Genomic DNA, 23,302 nt, shown 5'->3' on the forward strand with positions numbered 1-23,302 from the left:
CTTACTTCCCGGATTCAAAATGGTTTATGTTGATATGTGCGGAGGCCCACAGGGCATCGAGCTTGCTGGCCAACGCCTGATCCCGACCCCGGCGCTGGTACTCTGACCTTACTTGAGCCTGAATACTGTCGAAGGCCGGGAGAACCACCGGCGTTTTCTGATGAAGTGACAGCAAGACATACTGCTCGCCGTGAACAATCGGTGGAGATATTTCTCCCGGGTTCATGGTTTTTGCCTGCTGCGCCAGTGTCGGGCCGATCAGGTGATGCAGGCGACTGATGGGTAAGGGACCTTGCGGGATCAGTAAAAAGCGGGCGGCGTTAATGTGCAGGCTCTCGCCAGTGGCCAACCGTTCACGCGCGGCTGCCACTTCGGGGTAGGAGTCAAAAGCGTAGGCCGACAACCTCAGAGTACCGCTTTTCTCAAACACTGAAGGGTGTTGATCGAAATAGGAGCGCAGCTCCTTCTCGGTCATCGGACGTTCCAGGAATGCCGCCAGGATATCGTCAATAGCGGCCTGCACCAGCAGTTTGCGCAGCCCCGGGTCATGGTGGAACAATCGCAAACGCTCCGCCCTCTGAACCATCAGGGCTTCATCCACCATCAGCTGCAATAAGCGTTGGCGAGCACTGTCGTTCAGCGGTTGAGCGCTGCCTGCGCGCAGGAGCGATTGCGTCTGTTCCAGATCCTCTTGAGTAATCGGCTGCCGATTCACCCAAACCAATACGTCATCAACGCCTGTTTTGATACCGGGTCCCAGCAACGCCAGCCCCAGCGCTATCGTGGCCAGAACCAACCGAATGCCTTCTTTGTAGCCAAAAGATGAGTTCAAGGACATAATTGCTGTCGAATTTGCGCTAGATACCTCAATAATAGGTAAGCTCAGGAGTATTCGAATGTCCAATGCAGACAACGGGATCACAAATGCGGACAGTCTTGTCAGCCAGGGGCTCGCATCCATCCCGGCAGTCAAACAGTATCTGCGCCACGCTGAAGCCTTGGGCATCGACTGTCAACCGCTGCTGGACCAGGCTGGCATCTGCGCACAAGACCTCAACGATAATAATCACTGGATACCGGCGACGGCGCTGGAGAAGCTCCTCTCGATCCTGATCCCGGCCAGCAACGACCCCTGCTTTGGCCTCCACACCGCCCGCTTTATCTCCATGGATATGTACAATGTGCAGGGCTATATCAACATGAACTGCAGTTCCCTGAGAGAGGTCTGGGGGCAAACGCCCATTTACGAGAAAATCGTCGGGGATATGGGGGTCTCCACCCCGGTCTATGGCGAGCAGGTTTCCAGCCTGCGCTGGCATTGCAACTACACAGACCCGCTGGTCCGACGCCATATCACCGAAACCATACTGGCCTCCTGGCATCGTTATGTACGGGAGTACCTGCTGCCGGATCAATCGGATAAGGGGCCGATTCAGGTGTGCTTTGTACACAACCCGCCCGAGACCCCAGAGCTGCTGACGGAATATCAAGACGCGTTCGGCTGTGAAGTGCTGTTTGATCAGCCCTACAACGCCATCAGTATCGATAATGAGCTGTTGGATCTGCCCATTGCCCAGGCCAATCCCCACCTCTTGGCCTCGCTGCTGGATCACGCCACGCAACTGCTTAGAGAGCTGGACAAAAATCGCAGTTTTACCGAACAGGTGAAGAACCTGCTGCGGCTGATGATCACTAAGGAAATCCCCAGGCGGGAGGCCATCGCCGAACAGTTACACATGAACAGTCGCACCCTGCAGCGTAAACTCGCAGAGGAAGGCAGCAGCTACCAGGCGCTGCTGGATGAATTGCGCCTGGAGATGGCCTGCCACTATCTGTCTAAAACCGACTTGAGTATGGAGGTCATCGCCGAAAAGCTGGGATTTGCCGAGACCCGCTCTTTTTATCGGCAGTTTAAAAACCTGTGTGGTGTCACTGCCGGAGCCTATCGAAAAGAGCGGCGTTTGTCGTCTTAGTTTTGGCTGCGCATCTTAACTTTATGTCAGGCCCCGGCTCAGAGTCGTTTTATGTCATCATCCGTTAACCTGCCCGCCCCCGAAGCGCCCGCTCGCGAATACGGATATCCTCACCCGCACCTTCTGTTGGCGCTGTTGACGCTGCTGAACGTTATCAGCTTTGTCGATCGAAACCTGTTGCAGAGTTTCGTGGTGGATGTGCGCAGGGAGTTGGACTTATCCTTCCTGCAGTTCAGTATTCTTATCGGCCCGGTTCTTGACGTCTCTGTTATGGTGGCGGTGCTATTTATGGGCAGCCTCGCCGACCGCTGTAACCGCCTGCGACTCATCTCGGCGGCGTTTTTTGTCTGGAGTCTGTCGATGATCGGGATCGGCATGGGCGACTCCTTCTGGAGTCTCGCGGTACCCCTGTGTCTGCTGGCAGTCGCCTTGTCGGCGTTGCCGCCTGCCGCGGTATCTCTGATCAGCGACCTGACACCCCCGCACCGGCAGGCAAGTGCCAGTGCCATCTACTACACCGGGGTGTCACTGGGCGTCGGTGGCAGTCTGTTGGTCGCGGGTACTCTGGGGGCAGTAGTAGGCTGGCGCCAGTGTTTTATGATTTTGGGTTTGGGTGGCGGTGTTCTGGCACTGCTGGTCTGGTTGATTCCGGACCCGGGTCATAAACATCCGCCCTCTGGCAGCCCCAGCGCCTCCCACGTCTTGCGTAGCAGCTGGAACGCGATCCGATCCACTCCTGCGCTGCGTTATACCATTCTTGGCGCCATGCTGATCACCGCCGGACAGAGTACTCATAACATCGATCAGGCTTGGCTGGTGCGCGAGCGCGGGTTCAGCGTGGTTGAAGGGCAGTTGACGTTTGGCATTATCATTTTGATCGCCGGGGTTTGCGGCTCGTTGCTGGGGGGCTTGTTGAGTGACTTTCTGTATCGCCGCCACCCGGGCGGACGACTTTGGTTTTTGGCCGTCGCCATGCTTATGGTGGTACCCCTGGAAGCCCTGTTTCGATTTTTTCCAAGCTCGAGCGGGCTGTTTTTATTTATTGTTTTTCTGGGGGCCATGACCGTAATGATGCCCTATGGCCCGTTACTCGCCAGCGTGGCGCAACTGGCTCCGCCGGGGGCCAAATCCACCGTGGTGGCGTTTTGCGTGGTAGCCATGTCACTGGGTGGTGCACTGGTGGGTAACGTTATGGTGGGGGCGCTGATCGACTTTCTGATTGCGCAGGGAATGGAGCGGCCAATGACTTGGGGGTTGTTTGGTGCCGCTATGGTCGGAACGCTGGCGGCGCCTTTGTTTTTTGTTGCCGCCAGGAGTTGTGAGGGGGAGGTTGAAAAGAATTAATGGACACCACTGGAAGTCCACTTCCAGCACACCCCACAAGGACCTATCGAAAGCTATCAACGCATATTCGCAATCAAGATTAGCCGTGAGTCGCAGAATCACCAGCTGCCGTTAACTCAGATATTGATTTGACACCAATTATTACCCGGGTAATAATATTTAACCGTGGTAATTTGATAAGGACATAAAACCATGTCGACTCGATATCTGGCCATCCACGAACGGAAGATTCTGGCCAAAGGCACACTTGAAGAAGTTGTGCACAAGGTAAAGGCGATAGACCCTGATGTAGAGCCTACTGTCGTCAAAGAAGAAAACTGTAGGGAGTTAGTCATTGGTTGGCGTGGAGATGCGGAAGCCGTGTTGAGCAACCTCCCCCCAGAACACAATATTGCCCCAAAACCTGCGACAAAGCGTGGGCGTCCCAAATTGGGGGTAGTCGCTAAAGAAGTGACTCTGCTGCCAGAGCACTGGGAATGGCTCGCTTCTCAACGGGGCGGCGCATCCATGGCATTGCGAAGACTGGTCGATAAAGCGCGAGAAAATACCCCGGTGGAGGATCTCATCGTTATGAAACAACAAGAGCTCGACTCATTTATGATGCGGGTATTGGGCGATGCGCCGGGTTTTGAAGAGGCCACCCGCAGTCTTTACCGCAACAGCAGCATCAGCTTTACAAAAGCGGTCGAGGATTGGCCGGGAGACCTCAAAGAATTTGTCTTAGACAAATTCTTTGAAATCGCCGACTTGCACAGCGGCAAGACTTCAAAATAGCGGACTGATGAAAACTGAGCTATCGCTGCCTGCAGGCTTAAATAGCAGCCCCATCGCGCCTGCAGGTGTCCGCTTTGGCCCTAATATCACCCACAATCATAATGGTCGCCAACACACCCACAAACAACCCTACCCAAGGCTCCATTAATGCCAGTGACAACCCGGTCAACATCGCCACACCACGCTCCTCCGGGGTTTCTGGAATCACCATTGCCACATAGGCGCAGGCAAAGCCGGTCATCACCAGTGAAATCGACAGGGCGATACTCATCATCGGTTGCAGAGCGGTTATCACCGGTAGCAGGAAGAAAAACACCGGCAGGCCAAATAGATAAAACGAACCAATGCCACTGAAGAGCGAGTCCATACTGGCTCTTCCCTGGCGCCAGCGCTGCACAACGATAACGTGCACACCGGTCCAGAGCACCCCTTGGGTGGGGAAAAACGGGGCGAGCACCGCCATCAGAATATTGCGAATACCGACCGAGAAGTGTGCACGGTCGACATCGACGTCGATGGTTTCGTCAGGTCGCTCTGCGCTCGCCTCACGGATCACCTCCCTGCCAGTGATAAAGTCGCCAAACGCTATGGTGTAGGCAATCAGTGCCAACGGCAGGCAAGACAACAGCATATCCAGAGTGGGCCAACCGATAACAAAAGGTGAAGCCTTCGCCCATAAATCCCCCAATGGCGGAATCAGTACACCCCAGCGTATATTGAACTCGACTTCACCGATTGCGACACCGACCACGGCAGCAATCAGAAACCCCGGCAACAGCCCAAGATTACTCAAGATGGCCAGCCACCGGTGTCGCTGTCGGTAGCGGATCAAGGGTTTGGAAAAGCCAAATATCAGACAGACGGCAATGGCAAGCGTGGTCGAGACCGGTTGAGCCATAAAGGTATCGATATCGTCAAAGAACACCCGCTTAAAGGCCGCAATGCTGGCCCCCAATATAATGCCGCCTTTGAGTGCCTTCGGCAGCCAGTTGACAAACCGTTGCCCCAAACCGGTGATACCGAAAAACAACATCAGTGCGGCAAAATCCAGCGATAAGGCGGTCATGACACTGAAGCGTTCGGTTGGGTCGGTGTAATTGCCCAACACAAAAGCGATCACAATGGGAAACACCGGTGTGATCCATCCGGGGGCAAAGGGATCGCCGAACAACAGCGGCGCCGCCGAGATCAGTATCAAGTGGATCATCGAGCATGCAATGGCCTCTTCAAAATTGAGGCCAAAAGCACCTTGCAGCAGGGGCACGAGTGCCATGGAGGTCGCCGCAGTCACTACCAGCCCCTGGAGCAAATCAACCCACTCCATGCGCGCATGATAAATCGGGAGTCTGGCGGTAAAAGGTCCCCATCGCCAGCCCGGCTGGACGGCGCCCTGTTGACGTTTAACAGTCATCATTTATCTCTCCCCTGCACAATAACAGCAGATGTTAGAACCGGTAAGCGACAGAAGCGGATACGCTGCGTGGCGGAGCAACAAACTGATAGTTCACTTGCTTGCCATAGAAACCGCCATTGGTGATCGGTGCATTACCGTTGTAGGAGAGATACTCTTCATTGAGCAGATTCTTGCTGGCAAGGGCGAACTCCCAGTTTTCGTTAGCCAGTGAGAGACGCAGGTCAACCAGTGTAATCGGCTCCTGAACAAAGTCAGGGTCCATATTCTGGTCCACATTTTCTTTGTCCTTCCAGTTAACATTCAATACCGTGCGTAAATCCATACCACTGACAAATTCCGGCACAAGGTAGTCAAAAGACAGATTGGCACGATACTTTGGTGTGTACTGCCCACGCTGACCTGACCAGTCGCAGATACCGTCATCATCTCTGCCGTCGCCGTTACTGTCAGCCGCTACCGATTCGATCTGCCCGAAGTAGCAGTTGCCGTTTTTAAAATCCTTATACGCGTGATCCAGATACGACAAGGCATAGCTGATAGTCAGGTTTTCCGTCGCGGCGAAGCGACCATCTAACTCCACGCCCTGCACAATGGTCTTTTTTATATTGCCGACGTTAAAACCGAGCGAACCATCAAACTGACTGACTTGCAGATCTGCGTAGTCAGTGTAGTAAACCGCCAAGTTCAGCTCACCGCGTCCATCCATATAACCGGTTTTGACGCCCAGCTCAAAAGCGTCAGCCTCTTCCGGTTCAAACTCGAAATTCTGGTTGTTGTTGGCGCGAGCGTCATAGCCACCGGCCTTGTAACCTTCGGTGTAGGAGAAGTACACCATAGTGTCTTCGCCCATATCCCACTGCACATTAATCATCGGCGTAAAAGACTCTTCATCGCGGGTGCCACTGAGGTGATGGCCATTGCCATCGGCACTTACCTGTTCTGTGTCGATATCCCAGAAAAAGTTATAGGTGTCGGCCGGGCTCTCCCAGGGGTTGGCGGGATTCGCGTTCAGGCTGGCTCCAAGCATTCCGGTCTGAAAATCAATAACACTCAATCGACGCGCCCCTTCTTTTTTTTCCTCGGTATAGCGGCCACCGACAGTAAGACGCAATTGGTCGGTTATATTCCAGGTCACCTGAGCAAAGGCGGCCCACATTTCAGACCCGGTACTGTAATTACGATGAATCGAGGTACCATCCAGATTTGCTACCGCCGCAAGGTTTGCAGCCGCTCCCAGGGGGGCCAACGCAGGCAAGGCCACAGGATTAACGGCAGTCCCGATTTGTTCAAACAGGCCGTTTAGCGGAAACTCCAGGTCCTCTTCCAACTCCATATCCCAGTCCTGGTAAAATACACCCGCCTGCCAGGAAACCGTTTGATCAACCGGTGAAGCGATTCGAAATTCCTGACTGAATTGGTCGTAGTCTTCATCCAGATGAACATTGACGCCATCCAACGCCGTGTAGTCACAGTCACACAGTTCCTTGAGTGAATAATCAACCTGCGAAGTGACCGAGGTCAGCTCGTATTCCCCCAGTTGGTATGTCACATTGAGGGTAATATTGGATACTTCATTATCGCTGAATTCATCGGCGTTGGCGTAACGCTTGTAGTTCACTTGATTGTCGCTGGTGACAAAACCCGCACCCCCTTTTACCGAGTAGAGCGCATCGTTAATATCCCGATAGCTGGCTGCAGACCCGCGCGGCAATACTCCCGCCGCCGCAAGCAGATTGGGTACCGCTCCTCCGATGGTGCCTGTGCCCGTGGTTGCATTGGCCCTGGCGCTATCATGACCAATCTCAACCGCACGGCCGTTGGTATTAAAGTAATCTCTTTCCACCTTCAACAGCGCGGTAAGCTCGTCACTGACGTCCATTTCCAACTGCAAGCGCACCGCCAAATCATCCCGACCCATTTGGTCTTCATCGCGAATAACATTCTTCATATAGCCATCGCTTTCAGCGCTGCGAACCGCGATGCGACCACGCACTGACTCCGTGATGGGCCCCGAGACAACCCCTTCCACCTCGGTGGTGGCCCAACTGCCATAGGACAAACTGACACGCCCTTCCAGTTCGTCGGTGGGCTTGGCGGTCGTCAGGTTCATGGCGCCGGCAATGGAGCTTTTACCAAATAAAATACTCTGGGGACCACGCAACACCTCAGCGCGTGCCATATCAAAGAAGGGGGCTCGCGTTAGTTGCTGCCTGGCATAGGACACGCCGTCAATATACTGCGTAACGGCTTGCTCAAAACCCTGGTTGTTGCCGTTGCCAATACCACGAACATACAGCTGAGTGCTGATACCGGTCTGATTCATCGACAAGTTAGGAATATACGCCGTCATGTCTTCAATTCGATCGATGCCGGATTCGTTGAGTTTGTCCCCGTCCAACGCGTTAACGGAAATGGGCACGTCTTGCAGGCTTTCCGCTCGTTTTTGGGCAGTGACTATTACCTCCTCTAGAGCAAAGGACTCTGCAAAAACCTGGGCAGACAACCCAACAGACACAACTGATGCAATGGCAACACTTAATGCATTCATGCTCTTCATCTTATCTCCCGTATTTTTTCTCATGTTTTGTTTTATTGATTTCTACTGAGGAATTGGGCCTGGACTCTCAACCAGGCACTGGATTGACTTTATCAAAGCTGTCTACGGGGAAATGCCACATTTGTTGCTGTTGGCCTCCTATGCGTTTGGTAACTTTTACCCCATCAATCAGAACCGGCGGTCGAATCCGATTATTAAAAGGCATCCGCTTATGGAGAAAATGCATATGGCACTCACCCTCGAATTAACACCTGAAGAGCAGGCCATCATGAAAGGTGAACAAGGAGAAACGCTGCAAAAGGTGATGCAAACTGTCGTGACCTTTGGCGAGCTATTCGGCGCAACCAAACTCGTCGATCTTCAGGCAGCCCCACACCTGGCTATGAGCTGGAGCAGCGATGCGGTACTGCCCTTTATCGAAATCTATGAAAAATTGGTTGCAGCGGGTCTGAAGACCTACGCGCCTTTTACCAGTAATCCAAAACCCATGGATCACAACAATCTAGACCCGGGCGAAGAGAAACGCGTTGTTGTCCAAGAGCTTCACAAGCATCACCACACTCTGGGCGAGCTCTATAGCAACCTGGGCATGAAGGAAAACGCCTGGAGTTGCGCCTGCTTTGTGCCGCAGATTGGCAATACACCTCAACAGGGTGATTTTATTTCCTGGTCGGAATCGTCGGCGATCAACTTCGCCAACTCTTATTTAGGCGCACGTACCAATCGCAACTCTGTGGGCATCGATATGATGACCGCAATACTGGGTAAGGCTCCCTATTTCGATCTACTGACGGATGAAGGCCGCAAGGCCGATTGGCTGATCGACTGCTCCGCGCTGACCAAACTGCCCCATCCGGAACTGCTCGGTGCCGTGATCGGCTTGAAGGTCATGGAAGATATCCCCTACATCATTGGTATGGACGATAGGGTCAACGCCTTGGATGACGTTGTGGGTTACTGCAAGGACCTTGGCGCGGCAACGGCCAGCAATGGTGCCGTCGGCCTCTTTCATATGGAAGGCGTCACTCCGGAAGCCCGAGACCAAGGCAGAAGCCTGCTTAAGTCCGACCATCAGCTTTACGTCATCAGCGATGCCGAACTGCAGCGAGTATTCAACAGCTACCCGGTTTTGTGGCCCGATGAAAATGCCAAACCGGAACGTGTCTTTATCGGTTGCCCCCACAATACCCTGGCCCAGCTCAGGTGGTGGGGTGAGCGCATTGTCAGCGCTTTGGAAGCGGCTGGAAAGGACGCTGTCTCCTGCCCACCTTATTTATTCGCCCACGACAATGTCGCGTCCGAGTTCAAGGAAAACCATCCTGAGCTGAAGGCAAGAATGGCAAAATACGGAATAAGCGTCACCAACAACTGCCCTGTGATGTACATGACAACCCCAAAACAATCCGACGAGATCGTGTGCACCAACTCAAACAAAACACGCGTGTACAGCAAATCGCGATTCTATATGGACGACGATCTGGTGCACATCATAGTGACAGGGCAGTTACCAGACCAAGCTCCCAAGGCCCACCCATAAACAAAGCGAGATAAAAGCCAATGCCCAATATAAAAACGTTCAGCGGCCGCCCCGCATTAAAAGGTGACGCTTCCGGCCCGGCAGCCGTCACCAAGCTCGGATTCAACGCGACAGCAACTTATATGGAGGTGCTGTTTGGCGGATCAAAATCCGGGGTGTGCAAGGACCATGATAATCCCGATCTGTATGAAAAGGATCTGGCCGGCACCGTTTTGTGTATTCCCCAAACCATAGGCTCCAGTGCGGCGGCCTGCACCTATATGGCAGCCGTACAAGCCGGCATTGCGCCAAAAGCAATGCTGTTTGCCGGCCCCATGGACTCGATTGCCGCCTGCGGCTTGATCATGGCTTATTACTGGGCAGATAAAACGCCCATTATTGCGGTAGATAACTTAGGTGATGAATTCCTGGAAACGGTAAAGACCGGAAACCGGATAGACGTTTCTTGCGATGGTACCGTCAAGGTTCATCACTGATTTTCGACATTCAACAGATACAGATATTCTAGAGGGTAACCCTATGTCAGTTCGTATTGATTTATTCTGGTCTTTTCGCAGTCCCTATTCGTTTATGTGTACGCCACAAGCGCTGGAGCTGCCAAAAGACTTTGACGTGGAGATCGATGTACGCATTGTGATGCCCAAGGCACTGCGGACACCGGATTTCTTTAGCCCAGACAGTGAACCGCGCATTCGTTACATCCTGATGGACTGGAAGCGACGAGCCAAATTGCTGGGATTGCCACACGGTTGGCCCAACCCCGATCCCATTGTTCAGGATATGGACACACTGAAAATTGCTCCCAATGAAGAACAAATTTACATCTTCCGGTTAATGCGCTTAGGTGTGGAAGCACAACGTCGCGGTCGCGGGCTTGAATTCATCCACGAAGTAGGACACCTGATTTGGAGCGGCACCCCCGACTGGGACAAAGGTGATCACCTGACCAAAGCCGCAGAACGTGCCGGCTTGAATCTGGACGACATGGAGAAAACCATCGCCAAAGATCCGGCGAATTACGATGCGGAAGTCGAGGACAACCACAAGAGACTGGCAGCCTTACCCCACTGGGGCGTTCCTACCTTTGGCTATCATCAGGAGCCGTTCTTTGGCCAGGATCGCATTGACTCGCTGCGCTTCCAATTGGAAGAAGATGGGCTTACACGCGCAGTCGCCTGCGCCGTTTAAACAGCTAATCGATCTATTAGAGCCGTCATCAAACAGGAGTCGCGCCATGTCCGTTTCAGAAGGCCAGTTGCTGTGGGAGCCAAGCGCTGAATTTGCCAATGCCGCCAATGTCACCCAGTACATAGATTGGCTACAAGAGAGAAACCTGGCTGATTGTTCAGACTATAGCGAACTATGGCAGTGGTCAGTCGACAACATCGAAGCATTTTGGGGGTCGTTGTGGGATTACTTTAACATCATCTCCGACACACCTTATGAATGTGTGACCGACAGTCTGGAAATGAAACCGGGTAATCACTGGTTTGTTGGTTCCAGGGTTAACTTTGCCGAGCATATCTTGCGCAACGAGCGGGAAGGAGTGACCGCTCTCTTTTACCAATCAGAGATCCGTGGCATGGGCGAAATGAGTTGGCAGGAGTTGGCCGGCAGCGTCCGCATTTTGGCAACCAAAATGCGAGCGATGAACGTTAGGCCCGGTGATGCGGTTTGTTGTCTGATGCCCAACATCCCAGAGACCGTGATCGCCATGTTAGCGTCGATCAGCATCGGTGCCGTTTGGTCCAATGCCGCTCCGGAGTTTGGCAACCAGACGATTTTGGACCGCTTTACCCAGATCAAACCAAAATGGCTGTTTGTCGCGGACGGCTACCAGTTTGGCGGCAAGTCCTTTGATCGCAGCGAGGAAATCAAGGAAATTGTTGCTGCTTTGTCCGACTCCCTTGAGCAGGTAATCTATCTGCCCTATCTGACACCATCCAAGGAACACGCGCCCATTGGATCTACCCTGTGGTACGACCTGCTGCAAGGAGATGATCCCGGCCGGGCACAGTTCCAATTTGAACGAGTGGCACATGACCATCCGCTGTGGATTCTATTCTCCTCAGGTACTACCGGACTGCCCAAAGCCATTGTGCACAGCCATATCGGTGCATTGATGGAGATGATGAAAATGATGGTCTTCCACATGAACCTGACGGAAAAAGACATCAGTTTCTTCTACACCACAACGGGTTGGGTGATGTTTAACGTACAAGTGGCCATGATGCTGACGGGCACGCGAGGCGTTTTCTACGATGGTCACCCGGCCTACCCTCAAACAGACGTGTTATGGAAAATGGCCGCCGAAACCAAAACAACATTTTTTGGCGCCAGCCCGACCTATGTTCAGCTGATGGAACAACAAGGCGTCAAACCGGGCCGCAACCATGACCTGAGCGCGTTAACCGGGATTCTCTGCGCAGGTTCCACCGCGACGCCGGAGACCTTTAACTGGTTTTACCAAAATGTAAAACAGGATCTGTGGTTAACATCCCAGAGCGGGGGGACTGAAATCGTCAGTGGTTTTGTCGGTGCCTCCCCAACGCTACCGGTGTATGCTGGTGAAATACAAACCCGTATGCTGGGCATGGATGTGGATGCCTGGGATGATAGCGGTAACCCGGTAAGGGATGATGTCGGTGAACTCGTCTGCAAGAAGCCTTTCCCATCAATGCCTATCTACTTTTTGGGTGATAAAGACAACCAACGTTACCGGTCATCGTATTTTGAAGATTACCCGGGCATTTGGCGACATGGCGATTTTGTCAAAATCAACCATCGTGGCGGTGTCTATATTTATGGCCGTTCCGACTCTACTCTGAATCGCTATGGGGTTCGAATCGGTACCTCGGAGCTCTACCGAACCGTTGAACAACTGTCTGGCGTTAACGACAGTATTGTACTGTGCCTTGAACTCCCGGGAGGCAAATTCTTTATGCCGATGTTTTTGGACTTGGCGGAGGACCAGACGCTTACCGAAGAACTGACAGCTACCATCAAAAAGCAACTGCGCGAACACTGCTCTCCACGGCATATTCCAGACAAGTTCTACGCTGTTCCCGAAGTGCCCTATACCCTCACGGGCAAAAAGCTTGAAGTGCCGCTGCGCAAATTGCTAATGGGTTGGCCGCTGGAAAAGGCGGCGAGTCGCGACTCCATGAAGAACCCGAAGGCGATTGATTACTTCCTGAACTATGTGGCTACGACGGAGGACTACGAAGTGCCGGCCTAGTCGCCGGCATCGCCGCTGCTTTTATCACTGTGGTATTCCGGCACAACCGGTTCCAGCGAAAGCAGAAAGTCATACTCCTTACCGAAGGCGGCAATATCCTTGATGATCAGCTTTCCGTACTTGATCTCGATATCCCCTTCCTGCTCCAGCTTTTTCAACTCCCTGCCAACGCTCTGGCGAGTGGCCCCCACCAGCTTGCTCAGCTCATCGTGGGAAATATCTTCGATGATGGCGCCTCCCTCTGCATCCGTCTTGCCAATACTGTGCCCCATTCGCAGAATGACGCGGGCCAAGCGTTGGCGCAAAGGCAACAAGCACGCATCTTCCGCCAGCATAAACGTGTGCCGCAGGCGTCGAGCCATCACCCGGTTCAGTGCCTTGGGGATCTCCTGGTATTTTTCGTATAACTGCTGGAAATGGAACTTCTTCAACACATTCACTTCCGCATCACCGCAGGCATACACGAAATTCATGCGTTCTTCATCAATCAACAACGGCCAGTCGCCGATGCAATCGCCGGCCATCAAGTAAACCTGCACCATCTCCTGACCGGCATGGTTATAGGTACACACCTTCAGCCGACCTGCTATGACCTGATAACATTCCTCCGCCGCGTCCCCGAGGCGATACAAGCATTCGCCATCGCTCAGGCGCCGAGAACTGCAGCGTGCAATAACCTCGCGCCCGATCTCCTCCGGCAGCTCCGAGATCCAATTATGCATATTATGGACTTTGTGCACTTTGCTACTCCGTCACGGCATTCCGGCATGGATACCTTATCCCAAGTTAAAAGCGGATGCATATACTCAATTGCTACAACATTGATCTTCTTTATTCATCCGCGCCTCTGTGCGGTTGGTTGCGATCACCACAATACCAATCATGCTTAATACCAGATCTCCCTGTGTGTTAACCATTTCACACAGTAATTTCACCAAGCCACGGTCTGGTCTACTCTTCGATAAGCGCCGCTCTGCAATGGTCACCCGACCTGACAGCTTGTCGTCTGCAAACACAGGTTTGGCAAATTGCAGGTTTTCGACGCCGGCACCACCGAGACAAACCACGTTATTGAGAAACTGCCTGGCCATCAGTCGCTGGAACAAACAGGCGGTTTGCCACCCGCTGGCAGCCAGACCACCAAACACAGCGACGGATGTGGCTTCATCCAGGTGGAATGCCTGCGGGTCATAGCGTTCGGCAAATTCGAAGATATCTTCTTTGCTCACAGTTACCGAACCCAGTTCAAACTTCTTGCCTTCCTGAAGATTCTCAAAATACAACTTTTGCTCAAAAAACATTGCATTATCCTGATTTAATAGGGTTAACACCCTACTTTAGAGCAAGATAGTTTTGGACAATGCAACAAATCTGGCATTTGCAGAACCACCAGCACCACGGGTCTGGGAATTTTGGTCACTCTTTATCGAGGGCCGTGAGTTTCATGATATGACCCTTGCCGTCACTGGTGACAATCAACAGAATGCTGCCGTCAGGCGCAACACTTATGTCTCGAATCCGCCCATGATTTGACAGAATGGTATCCTGTTTGGTTACCTGATCCTGCTCTATGGTGAGCAATTGAAGCTCTTGGATGGCCAGGCCTCCGACCAGGAGTTTACCCTTCCACTGTGCAAACATCTCTCCCCCATAATAGGCCATACCCGCCGGCGCAATGGAGGGCACCCAATAATGCTTCGGCTGGGCCATGCCCGGTTTTGCGGTGAGGTCTGTAATGGTGGTGCCACTGTAGTTTTTGCCGTAGGTAATAACCGGCCAGCCGTAGTTAACGCCCCTTTCAATCAGGTTAACTTCATCACCCCCACGGGGTCCGTGTTCTGCCTCCCAGATTCTGCCAACCCCTGGCTCCACAACCAGGCTTTGCGGATTTCTTAGCCCATAGGACCAGATGCCCGCAAGCGCATCTTCGGTATCAACAAAGGGGTTGTCGTCCGGTATACGGCCATCGTCATGCAACCGGAACACCTTGCCATTTGGAAGGCTCAGATCTTGTGCGCTGGGCCTATCGCCTCGGTCACCGACGGAGAAGTACATATAACCCTCTCGAAACACGATGCGGGAGCCGAAATGGCGAGTGGATCTGGAATGGGCTTCGCGGGGTGCTTCGAAGAGGATCTGGTCATCTACCCAGCGGTTGTTTTTAATCTTGCCTCGTGAAATCCTGAGGTGGCCTTTGGAGCCATTGCGGGAGGATGCGTAGGCAAGATAAACCCAGCCGTTCTTCTTAAAGTTCGGATGCAGGGTTATATCCAGCAGACCGCCCTGCCCGTGCTGCCAAATGTTCGGCAGATTCTGCACCTTTGAGAGTGGTTCGCCGTTTTTGGAGATTCTCAGTAGTTCGCCATCTCGTTGTGTGACGAGCAGGGAACCGTCTGGCAGGTGTTCCAGTGCCCATAGGACATTATCAGCGATATGGAGGGTTTCCACGTTGAAGGTGTGGCCCATTGAAGTCAGGGAATGTACTGCTCCATTTGTAGTCTGCGCAGTCGCTGGGATATTCGTGAAGAAACTTATGATTAACAGTGAAATCAAGCCTGGAAGTTTACTCATCATCTGTCACTCGTGTCTGCTGGAACCCTGTCGATGTAAAAGTCAGTATAGTTTACTGTTAACGGCCTTTTTCTTTCCATCTAACGGCAAGTACTACAATATCCACCTTCAAGTTGCAATATATGCGACTTCCGGATCAACTATTGACCAGGTTCGCCACATGAGAGAGATTTATGCACTGACCCAGAGTCCAGTCTTCAGCAAGAAACCATGAATAGACGGACAGGAAGTAAAGGACAGAAAAAACCATGCGACTGATTCGTCTCTTGAAAAACGATATTGCCAAAGAAGCCGGGGAGTGGGTTCAGGACGATCTGATTACCGAGTCTCAGGCTGAACGGATTTGTGAACGCTACGACGTGGATTACCACCAAGCTCAGAGTTATTCTCTCGGGTATAATGTTCTTATCGGCTTGGGCTATCTTTTCGTCGGTTTGGCACTGATTACTCTGATCGGCCATAACTGGGACGACATCCCCCGCGCGGTACGCATGTGGGGATTGATCGGCCTGACCGCGTTGACGCAGGGCCTGGCCATTCGAAAACACGCTTCAGGCGATCTTGCTGCGGCCAACGTTATTTTTTTGTTGGGTAATCTGTTTTACGGCGCCTCCATTATTCTGATAGCCCAGATCTATCATTTGGGCGAACACATGCCCGACGGTGTGTTCTGGTGGGCACTGGGTATCCTGCCCATCGGCATATTGATCAATAGCCCTTTGGTCACCTTACAAGCCGCTCTGCTGGCATTGCTTTGGTTCCTTCTGGAAGTGTCGATGGGTTTTTACCCCGCTCTGTTCCCCTTGTTTATTTTCGGCGCTTGTATTGTGCTTCTACGGGGTAAACAGAGCATTTTGCTGTTTCTGACGGTATGTGGAAGTGTCGGTTTGTGGTTTGAATATACACTGGCGCAATTCTGGCGCGACGGGCGCCATTTTGATTTTCAGGCTGAACATGTGGCGGTAAGTGTTGGGCTCTTTATTCTTGCCTACTGCTTCAGCCACTGGCTGGCATTAAAGCCGTCAGCCCGAGCCAAGGATTATGCCGCCGTGCTATCGATCTGGAGTCTTCGCTTTGGCCTGATCTTTATGTTGATCATGAGCTTTGATCACCCTTGGCGTGGTTTGCTAAAAGCTGACTGGAACCAGCAGCTGTCCATGCTAATCCTGGTTACTGCCCTCAGCACGGGTTCATTTCTGCTGGCTCGACGTGCCGGGCAATCCACTTCGACGATATTTATTTTACTTTTCTATCTGTTATCCCTGGTGGCAGTGTTGCTGTCTGGCAACACGGATCACGCCCACTATTTCCAGATCGTCTACAATTTGGTGTTGATCACGAGCGGGGTCGGGTTGATTCTTAAGGGCATTCAACGCGGTATATCGCATTATTTTTTTCTTGGAATTGTTACCATTCTGTTAACGGCCTTTATGCGCTACGTTGATCTTATCGGTGACTACATAGGCGGTGCCATGCTGTTTTTGGTATTCGCAGCCCTGCTACTGGGAGCCGCCAAATATTGGAAACGTATTCAATCCAGGGAGACTGTAGCATGAAGAGCAAGATAACACTCGGTCTGATTATCGCTGCACTCTGCCAGGTTCTTATTTTGAGTGGCATGTATGTTGTTGCCGCTATCCCTTTTTGGACCGGTACTGAGATCCATATAAGAACGATTCCCGTAGATCCCCGTTCGATGTTTCGGGGGAATTACGCGCTGCTGCGTTATGAGATATCCGAGATGGATGCCGATCTGTTGCCAGATTCCAAAGACCTTCGTAATGGCGAAATCGTGTATGTGGCACTGAAGCCCGGAAAAGACAGTTATCATGACTTCTCTGATGTGTCACTGGAAAAACCAGACTCAGGAGTCTTCCTTCGGGGCCGTATTCAGAACCGGTACTACGAAGACAACGCCAGTTACTTCCGTATCAAATTCGGCATTGAAGCCTTTTTCGCCCCGAAAGATAAAGCTCTCTCGCTAGAGCGAAAGTTGCGCGAGGGCGGTACTGCCGTTGTGATGGTATCGTCCAGTGGCAGGGCGAGGTTAAAGCAGGTGATAAACGGCAGTTGACGGAGTATGCATCAGGCGGACTCTCCCTCCATTTGGAGCTTCATCCTTCCGCTACTCAGAGCCTGTTCCCATCGCTGCGCTGAAAGCGTCTACTTCGGTTGCCGATGATTGCTCCAACGGTTGCAGACTGATCATTTTCTCTTCGACCGTCTGTCCATGACGATGGAAACCGCCACTCAACACCCAATGGTTCTGATGACGCTTGACCTGCAGCCGCGCAAATCCATCCCCCGGGAAGAACTGGCTGACTACCTGACATTGACAACCGTCTGCAAACTCGAAAGTTTCATTGGCAGCGAACAGCTCGGCGCTGGAATTCACAAATTCGAAAGGCGCATAGAGGCCGGAGCTGTGTATCGAGTGGACGCGTTTGCGACGACCACTGTCGGGATCTTGAAGGTCGATTTGTACCAGGCTGGACATATGCTCATCACCGGAGAGAAACACCAAGGCGCCGCCATCGGTCTCCAGCAAGCGGCTCAGTAATCGCTGCAGCGTTTTGGGGTAGCCGTCCCAGGCATCACTATGAATGGCAGAGAGAGGTTCGTCGGCACTGCGTAACCTTCTCGGCAACAGCATGGAGGCGGACACCACAAACCGGGGGCGATCATCGATTGTCGGTTGCGCAAGCCAATTTTCGAAAGCCTGCATTTGTGTTTCTGAGATCAAGGTAGCCGGTAGTGGTTCGCCCGCAGCTACACGACGGCCCTCTCGCTCTGTGCGAGTATCCAGCAGGAAGAAGTCGAAACCCTGGTGTTGAAAACTCCTCCACAGGGGCTCATCAAGCAGGGGGATTTGGTCCTGCGCGCATTGGTGTCGCTGGAACAGTTGGTAGGCTTCTTTACCGTGTTTGAACAGCTCTCGTCGTTCTTTGTACGTTTTACTGGTATTGCGGAGCTCCGACGACAGTTCAGCGAGATCCCAATCGTTTATAAATTCGTGGTCGTCGGGCATCATTACCGTGGGTACGCGACGCAATACCGCACGCACCTCCGGTTGCGACAACCATGTGTGGTATGACTTGCTGAATCGCTGGTAGCGGTCGCTGGCATCAAATAGTCCGGCGCTGGCATCGGTGTAAACCTGGTCGCCCATAAGCAACAGTAAATCTGGAGAGGCGTCGCTGCGATCGATATAGTCTGCCAGCTGCTGGTAGGAACGATAGGCGGGTTTGCGATCCAGCAGGCCCGCAGGATATTGGCAGGCGGCGGCGATTATCGTCAGTTGGGCCAAATCCTCCGTGTGTTGCGCAGGTTCGATGACAGCGGCCCGCAGTTCGTGAGCGGGACGATTGAGAAGACGGCCTAATTCGTCGTCAAAGTCGGTGCTTAATAACGTATTGTTGATGTAGTCCGCCAGGTTTTTAAGGTCAGGGTCGGTGGCGAGATCCGGTAGCTCCAATATATCCAGCAAGTTGCCCGGTCGGGTTTCCGGCAACACCAGTTCGCTGTCGATTTGAGAAAGATTGTCGACGATTACCACCAAAATGCCGTCACCTTGTTGCAGCGTCGGGCGCATCGGCAATAGTGTTCGCCACCAGTTATCGCGCTGGTTTCGAATGGGTTGCACCACAACAACGTCCTTTAGTGCCTGACCTTCGATGAGTGCAGGCTGCAATCCTTGGGAGCCGGTCGTTACGGGTACAAATACCGCTAATTCCGGGCGCAACATTTGGCTGTCCAAACCCAGGCTTACGGGTAACAAGGCGCCATCAGCGCCGGAGCTTAGTGGCCCGATGACCGGCCCGGAGCAAGGCAGTTGCAGATGCAGACCGGAGGTCTGTCGAAGGCCGCGGGTGGTTTCTGCATCCAAAAAGTCCGAAATCTTGCGAAAGTTCTCTTCGGATCCGCGACCAATCAACGAGTCCTGGTGACCAAAGCCTTTGAATACAAGGGTCTGGTAGTCCCGTCCGGCAGCCTCCATAGTTTCCTGCATACGGCCGAGGGTAGCGATATCCGCCAGACCATTGTCATCGCCATGCACGCTCAGGGTTGCGAAGCCCCAGTAGCGTTGCAGCCGCTCGTGAGTGACGTATTCGTTTTGGCCTTTGCGATTGGTGACGCGTTCGTTAATCGCAAAGTCGATAACCTGCCCCAGTGTATCCATATTCAGGGGGCCAAACAGATCGTCGATGGCGGCGAGGCTATCGGGGTGCATATTGGCGAGCGTGAAGGTTCTACCGTAGAGACCGTCCATACGGTGGCGGGTGCCCGTGTAGGCGGTCTTCTTCCAGGGAGCGCCCGGGTTTTCCAGATCAAATTCACCGTCAGGGTATGGCAACGCATTGAGCAGACGATCCAGCACCGTCTCCATCGGGTTGGGCGCATCGGAGCGGCGGAAGGCATAGTAGACGTAAGGCAACATCTGTTGCAGCTGTTTTAGGCCGTAGGCCCGAAAGATATTTTCCGGGCTGAATACCACACGGGGGCCCACCTGAGAAAGGACGGCCCGGCGGATTCTCTGCGGCAACGCCTGGCGCTCCCGATAATATCGGGCTCCGCTCTCAGGTGGTGCCAGCACTGCCATGCTGAACATGGCGGCGCCCATGCAATGGGCAATCAAATCGACTTGGCTTGCGCCCGTCTCCCGGCAGATATGCTCGATGGCAGCCGGAATATCCGCAAACGCCACATCCTCGAAGTGCCAGGGCAGCATGGCCGTAGGCATACCGCTGCTGGTGCGCAGATCCAATACCCACACATCGCGGCCTTGGCGCCAAAGATGCGCGGCCATTGAAGGCTTCAGCGATGGGTGAGTGTAGGTGTTGCCACTGGCACTGTAGCCGTGAATCAGTACTACTGGAGGATGGTCACTATGCTCGCGGGGGTAGCGGGTCAGGCGGACATTGACCGGCAGTGCCTGGGCCATACCGAGATCAAATTCACCCACACAGAGCTCTTCGATTCGGGGCTTGGGCAAACCCTTGATCGCACCGGGAAGCCGATGCGGGGCGCGGATTTTTTGGTCATCGGGTTTGCGGAAGCTCCACAAATGGATGTGGGCCAGAACCCGGAAGAAATAGGCACCGAACGCCCCCATATCGGCTAATGCCGTGACCTGGTCCTGTTGGCTGACAATGCGCAGGAGCGGTTTGTTGTAGTGAGTGAGGAATCGAGAATCAAATCGCAGAAAAGCGGGCTCGCCGTTGGGTTGTTGGTCGTCCGGTTGCAGTGCCGGAAATTGCTTCAGCACCATATCTTCAAATTGCCGCAACGGATTGCCCGCGCGGGTGTAACGAATGTGTTTATTGCCCGCAACATCGACGCTTGCTGGATTGCCGGCAAAACCACCCAGCTCCTTAGGCCAGCCGGATTCCGGGCGCTGCAGCTGCAGTCGATAATCAAACAGTCGCAGTTCACCGGCGTGCGAGGCCAACGCCAGGGTGTCGCGGACCTTGTCTTTGATCAGGCGCCACAATCCGCCGGCACCCCCACTCGGACCGCTGCGGGTCAGCAGCAAATTTCTGAGGCTTTCCTCCGCGGCCTGCCAGGTGTCTCGCACACCGCGATTGCGCAGCCAGGGCCAAAGGCTGCGCCTGACTCGTTGCCAAGGTCCGGAGGGTCCACGCCCCATAATTTCCAGCTCACCGGTGACGGGTGCCACCAACAGTGCCTGCTCAGTAAATTCGTCGTCGCTGACCCCGGCGTGGTTGAGTTGCTCCCAAGTATCGAGCCGAAATATTCTCAGTTGGCTGATGGGCTCGTTGGCGTCATGGCGAGTATTGACGGTGAGTGTCCGCTCAGTGGTGCGTACCAGTTTGAGCAATTCTTTTGGCTGGAAGCGCAGGGTAATGTCCATAACGCATTGCAGGGATTCCCCGGTTGCATCGCGGAGGTTTACCTTGCCGGCGATACGCTCGGTGATTTCCACTTCTGTGGGTTGGGCTGAGACGGGTGCCGGTGCGTCGCTGTAGCTGGGGCGTCGAATGGGCGTTGCTAACCTTGTCGTATTATCCTCAGCGGGTTTAAAGTGCCAGTCTTGTTTGAGTTGCTCCACGGCTCTCAGGGCGCAGGCCGCAATCGTCAGTGCCGGATTGGCGCCCAGCGCCGAAGGGATCATGGCGCCGTCCAGCACCACCAGCCCATCGTGCAACGATGTTGACTTACTGTTATCCGCAGCGTCGAACACCTGGCCCAGATCGTCCACCACCCCGCTCTCTATATCGTCACCCATAGCGCACCCACCCAAGGGGTGTACCGTTAATTGAGGGCCTTTGGCATTACCCACCAGGGAGGCCATCGATTCTGGCAGCGGCTGCCAGAGCGGGTTGCCCATGGCTCGGCCACCCGTGTCTTTGAGCAGCGTTTCCAGTGTTTTGACCTGATCGGTAAACAGGGAATTGTAGGGCAGGTCCGGCCAGTGCACACGGATGGCGCCATCGCCGACGTCCAGATCCTGTGGGTCGCCAATCAGTTCGAAGGCGCCCGCTGCGCCGTCGTCGCCCATCAGGGCATAGATGGCGGTTTTGTCGATGGCATCGTCGTTAACGCTAAAGGGATCTTCTTGGGGCTGACCCGCCTCGTGGCGACTGCGGTCTCGCTCCAATAGCTGCGCGAGGCTGTCTGCAGTGGTGGCCAATTCTTCGTAGAAACGGCGCAGTGCGCCGGGTACTGCCATTTCTTCCATCAGCAGTGGCCGTTTGAACTCAGAATTTTCTCGCAGGTCAAGCACGGAGGTAATGGTTGGGCCGATATGGCGTTCGGTTGTGGACTTGCTTTCATCGGCGATCGCACGGACTTTGTGATTGTGACCAAATCCGGTGGCCAGCATGTCGCCATTAGACGAAAAACGTTGGCCCAACTGACGAGAGAACTGTAGGTCGTCGCTGCGTGAGCGCAGCAGGATTTCAGTGGAACCGTAACTGCCGGCGGCGAGAATGACTTTCTTTGCTTTGAGCGCCAGTGGATTGCCCTGGCGTTGACGCAGTTTATGGCGGGTGTGGACGACTGATAGCGACCAGCGGTCATTCTCCGCTTTGGATACCCGCAATACCGTCGCTCCGGTGTACAGCTCAACCCCTTGTTGGTACGCACGTACCAATAGATTGGTGTCGAGCGAGTTTTTGGCATTGTGGTTACAGCCAGTGGCGCAATCGCCACAGAGCTTACAGGCATTAAGGTAGACGCCGTCCTGGTTGGCACCGTCTTCCATGGCGACAGTAATGGATGCGGGATCAAAACGTCTTTTGTCGCTGGCCAGCAGCTGCATATGCTGGAATTTCTGCAGTGCTTTGTTTTTGTGCTCGGTGTGACGTGCGATTGTATTTAAACCTTTGTCATCGGCGGCCCCAAGCAGAGTAAGCGCACGCTTATAGTATCCGCTCAGGGGCGTCTGCGAGGAATCGGGTTGGTCTGGAGCGCGAAGAGATTGCGGCCAGCGATGATCAAACACACTGGGGCTGGCTTCGATCATGACCCCGGCGTTAATCAGCGAGCCTCCACCCAGGCCATTGCCAAGGACGGAATTGAGATGAGGCCCCAAACGCAGATCAAACAGACCGTCGCGGTTACCTGCCGGCGATGGGTTGTTGGAGGTATTGAAGCGAACGTGCTGCGGCAGCTCCGACATTCGGGAGGGAAACATGCCCTGAAGGTATTCATTGCCGCGCTCAAGTACGCAGATTTTGAGAGAACCACCATCCGGGCCCGCCAGACCTGCCAGCTGACTGGCGGCAATGGCGCCGCCGTAGCCGCTGCCGACGATAACTACGTCATATTCAATCGCGTCGCCTTGGTTAAGCAGACATTCAAATCCGCGGGAGATCCAGGATTGCTGGCGGGGTTGCTGGGTATCGGTGGTCATGAGCGTCGTCCCTGTTGA

16 protein-coding genes are annotated in these 23,302 nt (G+C 53.7%); 9 read left to right on the top strand and 7 right to left on the bottom strand.

Annotation, left to right across the window (positions count from 1 at the left end; all coding sequences use genetic code 11):
- Position 1: 1 nt before the first annotated feature.
- Positions 2-838, bottom strand: coding sequence for a peptidylprolyl isomerase (locus HBA55_RS03375; protein ID WP_166987036.1), 837 nt, complete (start codon positions 836-838; stop codon positions 2-4).
- A 58-nt stretch (positions 839-896) separates the two neighbouring features.
- Between HBA55_RS03375 and HBA55_RS03380 the strand changes: the two genes are divergently transcribed.
- The 3 genes from HBA55_RS03380 (at position 897) to HBA55_RS03390 (ending at position 4,091) form a co-directional block, all read left to right on the top strand.
- Positions 897-1,973 carry an AraC family transcriptional regulator gene (locus HBA55_RS03380; protein ID WP_166987039.1) on the top strand — a complete coding sequence of 359 codons (1,077 nt, stop codon included), beginning with the start codon at positions 897-899 and terminating at the stop codon, positions 1,971-1,973.
- A gap of 51 nt (positions 1,974-2,024) precedes the next feature.
- The gene (locus HBA55_RS03385; protein WP_166987042.1) at positions 2,025-3,317 is read left to right on the top strand and encodes an MFS transporter; all 1,293 of its coding nucleotides are present in this window, start codon (positions 2,025-2,027) and stop codon (positions 3,315-3,317) included.
- A gap of 192 nt (positions 3,318-3,509) precedes the next feature.
- Positions 3,510-4,091, top strand: a complete 582-nt coding sequence (locus HBA55_RS03390) for a DUF2239 family protein (protein WP_166987046.1) — start codon at positions 3,510-3,512, stop codon at positions 4,089-4,091.
- Between the two features lie 37 nt (positions 4,092-4,128).
- On the opposite strand, the gene HBA55_RS03395 is transcribed toward HBA55_RS03390, so the two are convergent.
- Positions 4,129-5,505 (bottom strand): hypothetical protein, encoded by a 1,377-nt coding sequence (locus HBA55_RS03395; RefSeq protein WP_206019498.1) that lies wholly within the window; start codon positions 5,503-5,505, stop codon positions 4,129-4,131.
- Between the two features lie 31 nt (positions 5,506-5,536).
- Positions 5,537-8,062: a TonB-dependent receptor gene (locus HBA55_RS03400; protein WP_166987050.1), complete on the bottom strand. Its 2,526-nt coding sequence runs from the start codon at positions 8,060-8,062 to the stop codon at positions 5,537-5,539.
- Positions 8,063-8,288: 226 nt separating this feature from the next.
- Here HBA55_RS03400 and HBA55_RS03405 point away from each other — a divergent pair, with 226 nt between their 5' ends.
- Genes HBA55_RS03405 through HBA55_RS03420 form a run of 4 tightly spaced genes read left to right on the top strand, consistent with a single transcriptional unit; the run spans position 8,289 to position 12,837 of the window.
- Positions 8,289-9,599: an aconitase X gene (locus HBA55_RS03405; protein WP_166987053.1), complete on the top strand. Its 1,311-nt coding sequence runs from the start codon at positions 8,289-8,291 to the stop codon at positions 9,597-9,599.
- Positions 9,600-9,619: 20 nt separating this feature from the next.
- Positions 9,620-10,075: an aconitase X swivel domain-containing protein gene (locus HBA55_RS03410; RefSeq protein ID WP_166987056.1), complete on the top strand. Its 456-nt coding sequence runs from the start codon at positions 9,620-9,622 to the stop codon at positions 10,073-10,075.
- A gap of 43 nt (positions 10,076-10,118) precedes the next feature.
- Positions 10,119-10,787, top strand: a complete 669-nt coding sequence (locus HBA55_RS03415) for a 2-hydroxychromene-2-carboxylate isomerase (RefSeq protein WP_166987059.1) — start codon at positions 10,119-10,121, stop codon at positions 10,785-10,787.
- Between the two features lie 46 nt (positions 10,788-10,833).
- The gene (locus HBA55_RS03420) at positions 10,834-12,837 is read left to right on the top strand and encodes an acetoacetate--CoA ligase (RefSeq protein ID WP_166987062.1); all 2,004 of its coding nucleotides are present in this window, start codon (positions 10,834-10,836) and stop codon (positions 12,835-12,837) included.
- On the opposite strand, the gene HBA55_RS03425 is transcribed toward HBA55_RS03420, so the two are convergent.
- The 3 genes from HBA55_RS03425 to HBA55_RS03435 form a co-directional block, all read right to left on the bottom strand.
- Entirely contained in the window at positions 12,834-13,559 is a 726-nt protein-coding gene (locus tag HBA55_RS03425; protein ID WP_166987065.1) for a Crp/Fnr family transcriptional regulator, read from the bottom strand. The two genes, HBA55_RS03420 and HBA55_RS03425, sit on opposite strands and share 4 nt — an antisense overlap.
- An 84-nt stretch (positions 13,560-13,643) precedes the next feature.
- The gene (locus HBA55_RS03430; RefSeq protein WP_166987068.1) at positions 13,644-14,138 is read right to left on the bottom strand and encodes a MaoC family dehydratase; all 495 of its coding nucleotides are present in this window, start codon (positions 14,136-14,138) and stop codon (positions 13,644-13,646) included.
- Positions 14,139-14,253: 115 nt separating this feature from the next.
- On the bottom strand, positions 14,254-15,303 hold the full coding sequence (locus tag HBA55_RS03435; RefSeq protein ID WP_166987071.1) for a PQQ-dependent sugar dehydrogenase: 1,050 nt from the start codon (positions 15,301-15,303) through the stop codon (positions 14,254-14,256).
- 353 nt (positions 15,304-15,656) lie between these two features.
- Here HBA55_RS03435 and HBA55_RS03440 point away from each other — a divergent pair, with 353 nt between their 5' ends.
- Together HBA55_RS03440 and HBA55_RS03445 are read left to right on the top strand one after the other, a co-directional pair.
- Positions 15,657-16,964, top strand: coding sequence for a DUF2157 domain-containing protein (locus HBA55_RS03440; RefSeq protein ID WP_166987074.1), 1,308 nt, complete (start codon positions 15,657-15,659; stop codon positions 16,962-16,964).
- The gene (locus tag HBA55_RS03445) at positions 16,961-17,482 is read left to right on the top strand and encodes a GDYXXLXY domain-containing protein (RefSeq protein ID WP_166987077.1); all 522 of its coding nucleotides are present in this window, start codon (positions 16,961-16,963) and stop codon (positions 17,480-17,482) included. Before HBA55_RS03440 ends, HBA55_RS03445 begins: the two co-directional genes overlap by 4 nt.
- Before the next feature lie 51 nt (positions 17,483-17,533).
- Here the strand turns inward: HBA55_RS03445 and HBA55_RS03450 are convergent, their stop codons facing one another.
- Entirely contained in the window at positions 17,534-23,284 is a 5,751-nt protein-coding gene (locus HBA55_RS03450) for an alpha/beta fold hydrolase (protein WP_166987080.1), read from the bottom strand.
- Positions 23,285-23,302: the final 18 nt, after the last annotated feature.

Origin of the sequence: Pseudomaricurvus alkylphenolicus (assembly GCF_011683955.1) — a bacterium.
Classification (GTDB): domain Bacteria; phylum Pseudomonadota; class Gammaproteobacteria; order Pseudomonadales; family Cellvibrionaceae; genus Pseudomaricurvus; species Pseudomaricurvus alkylphenolicus.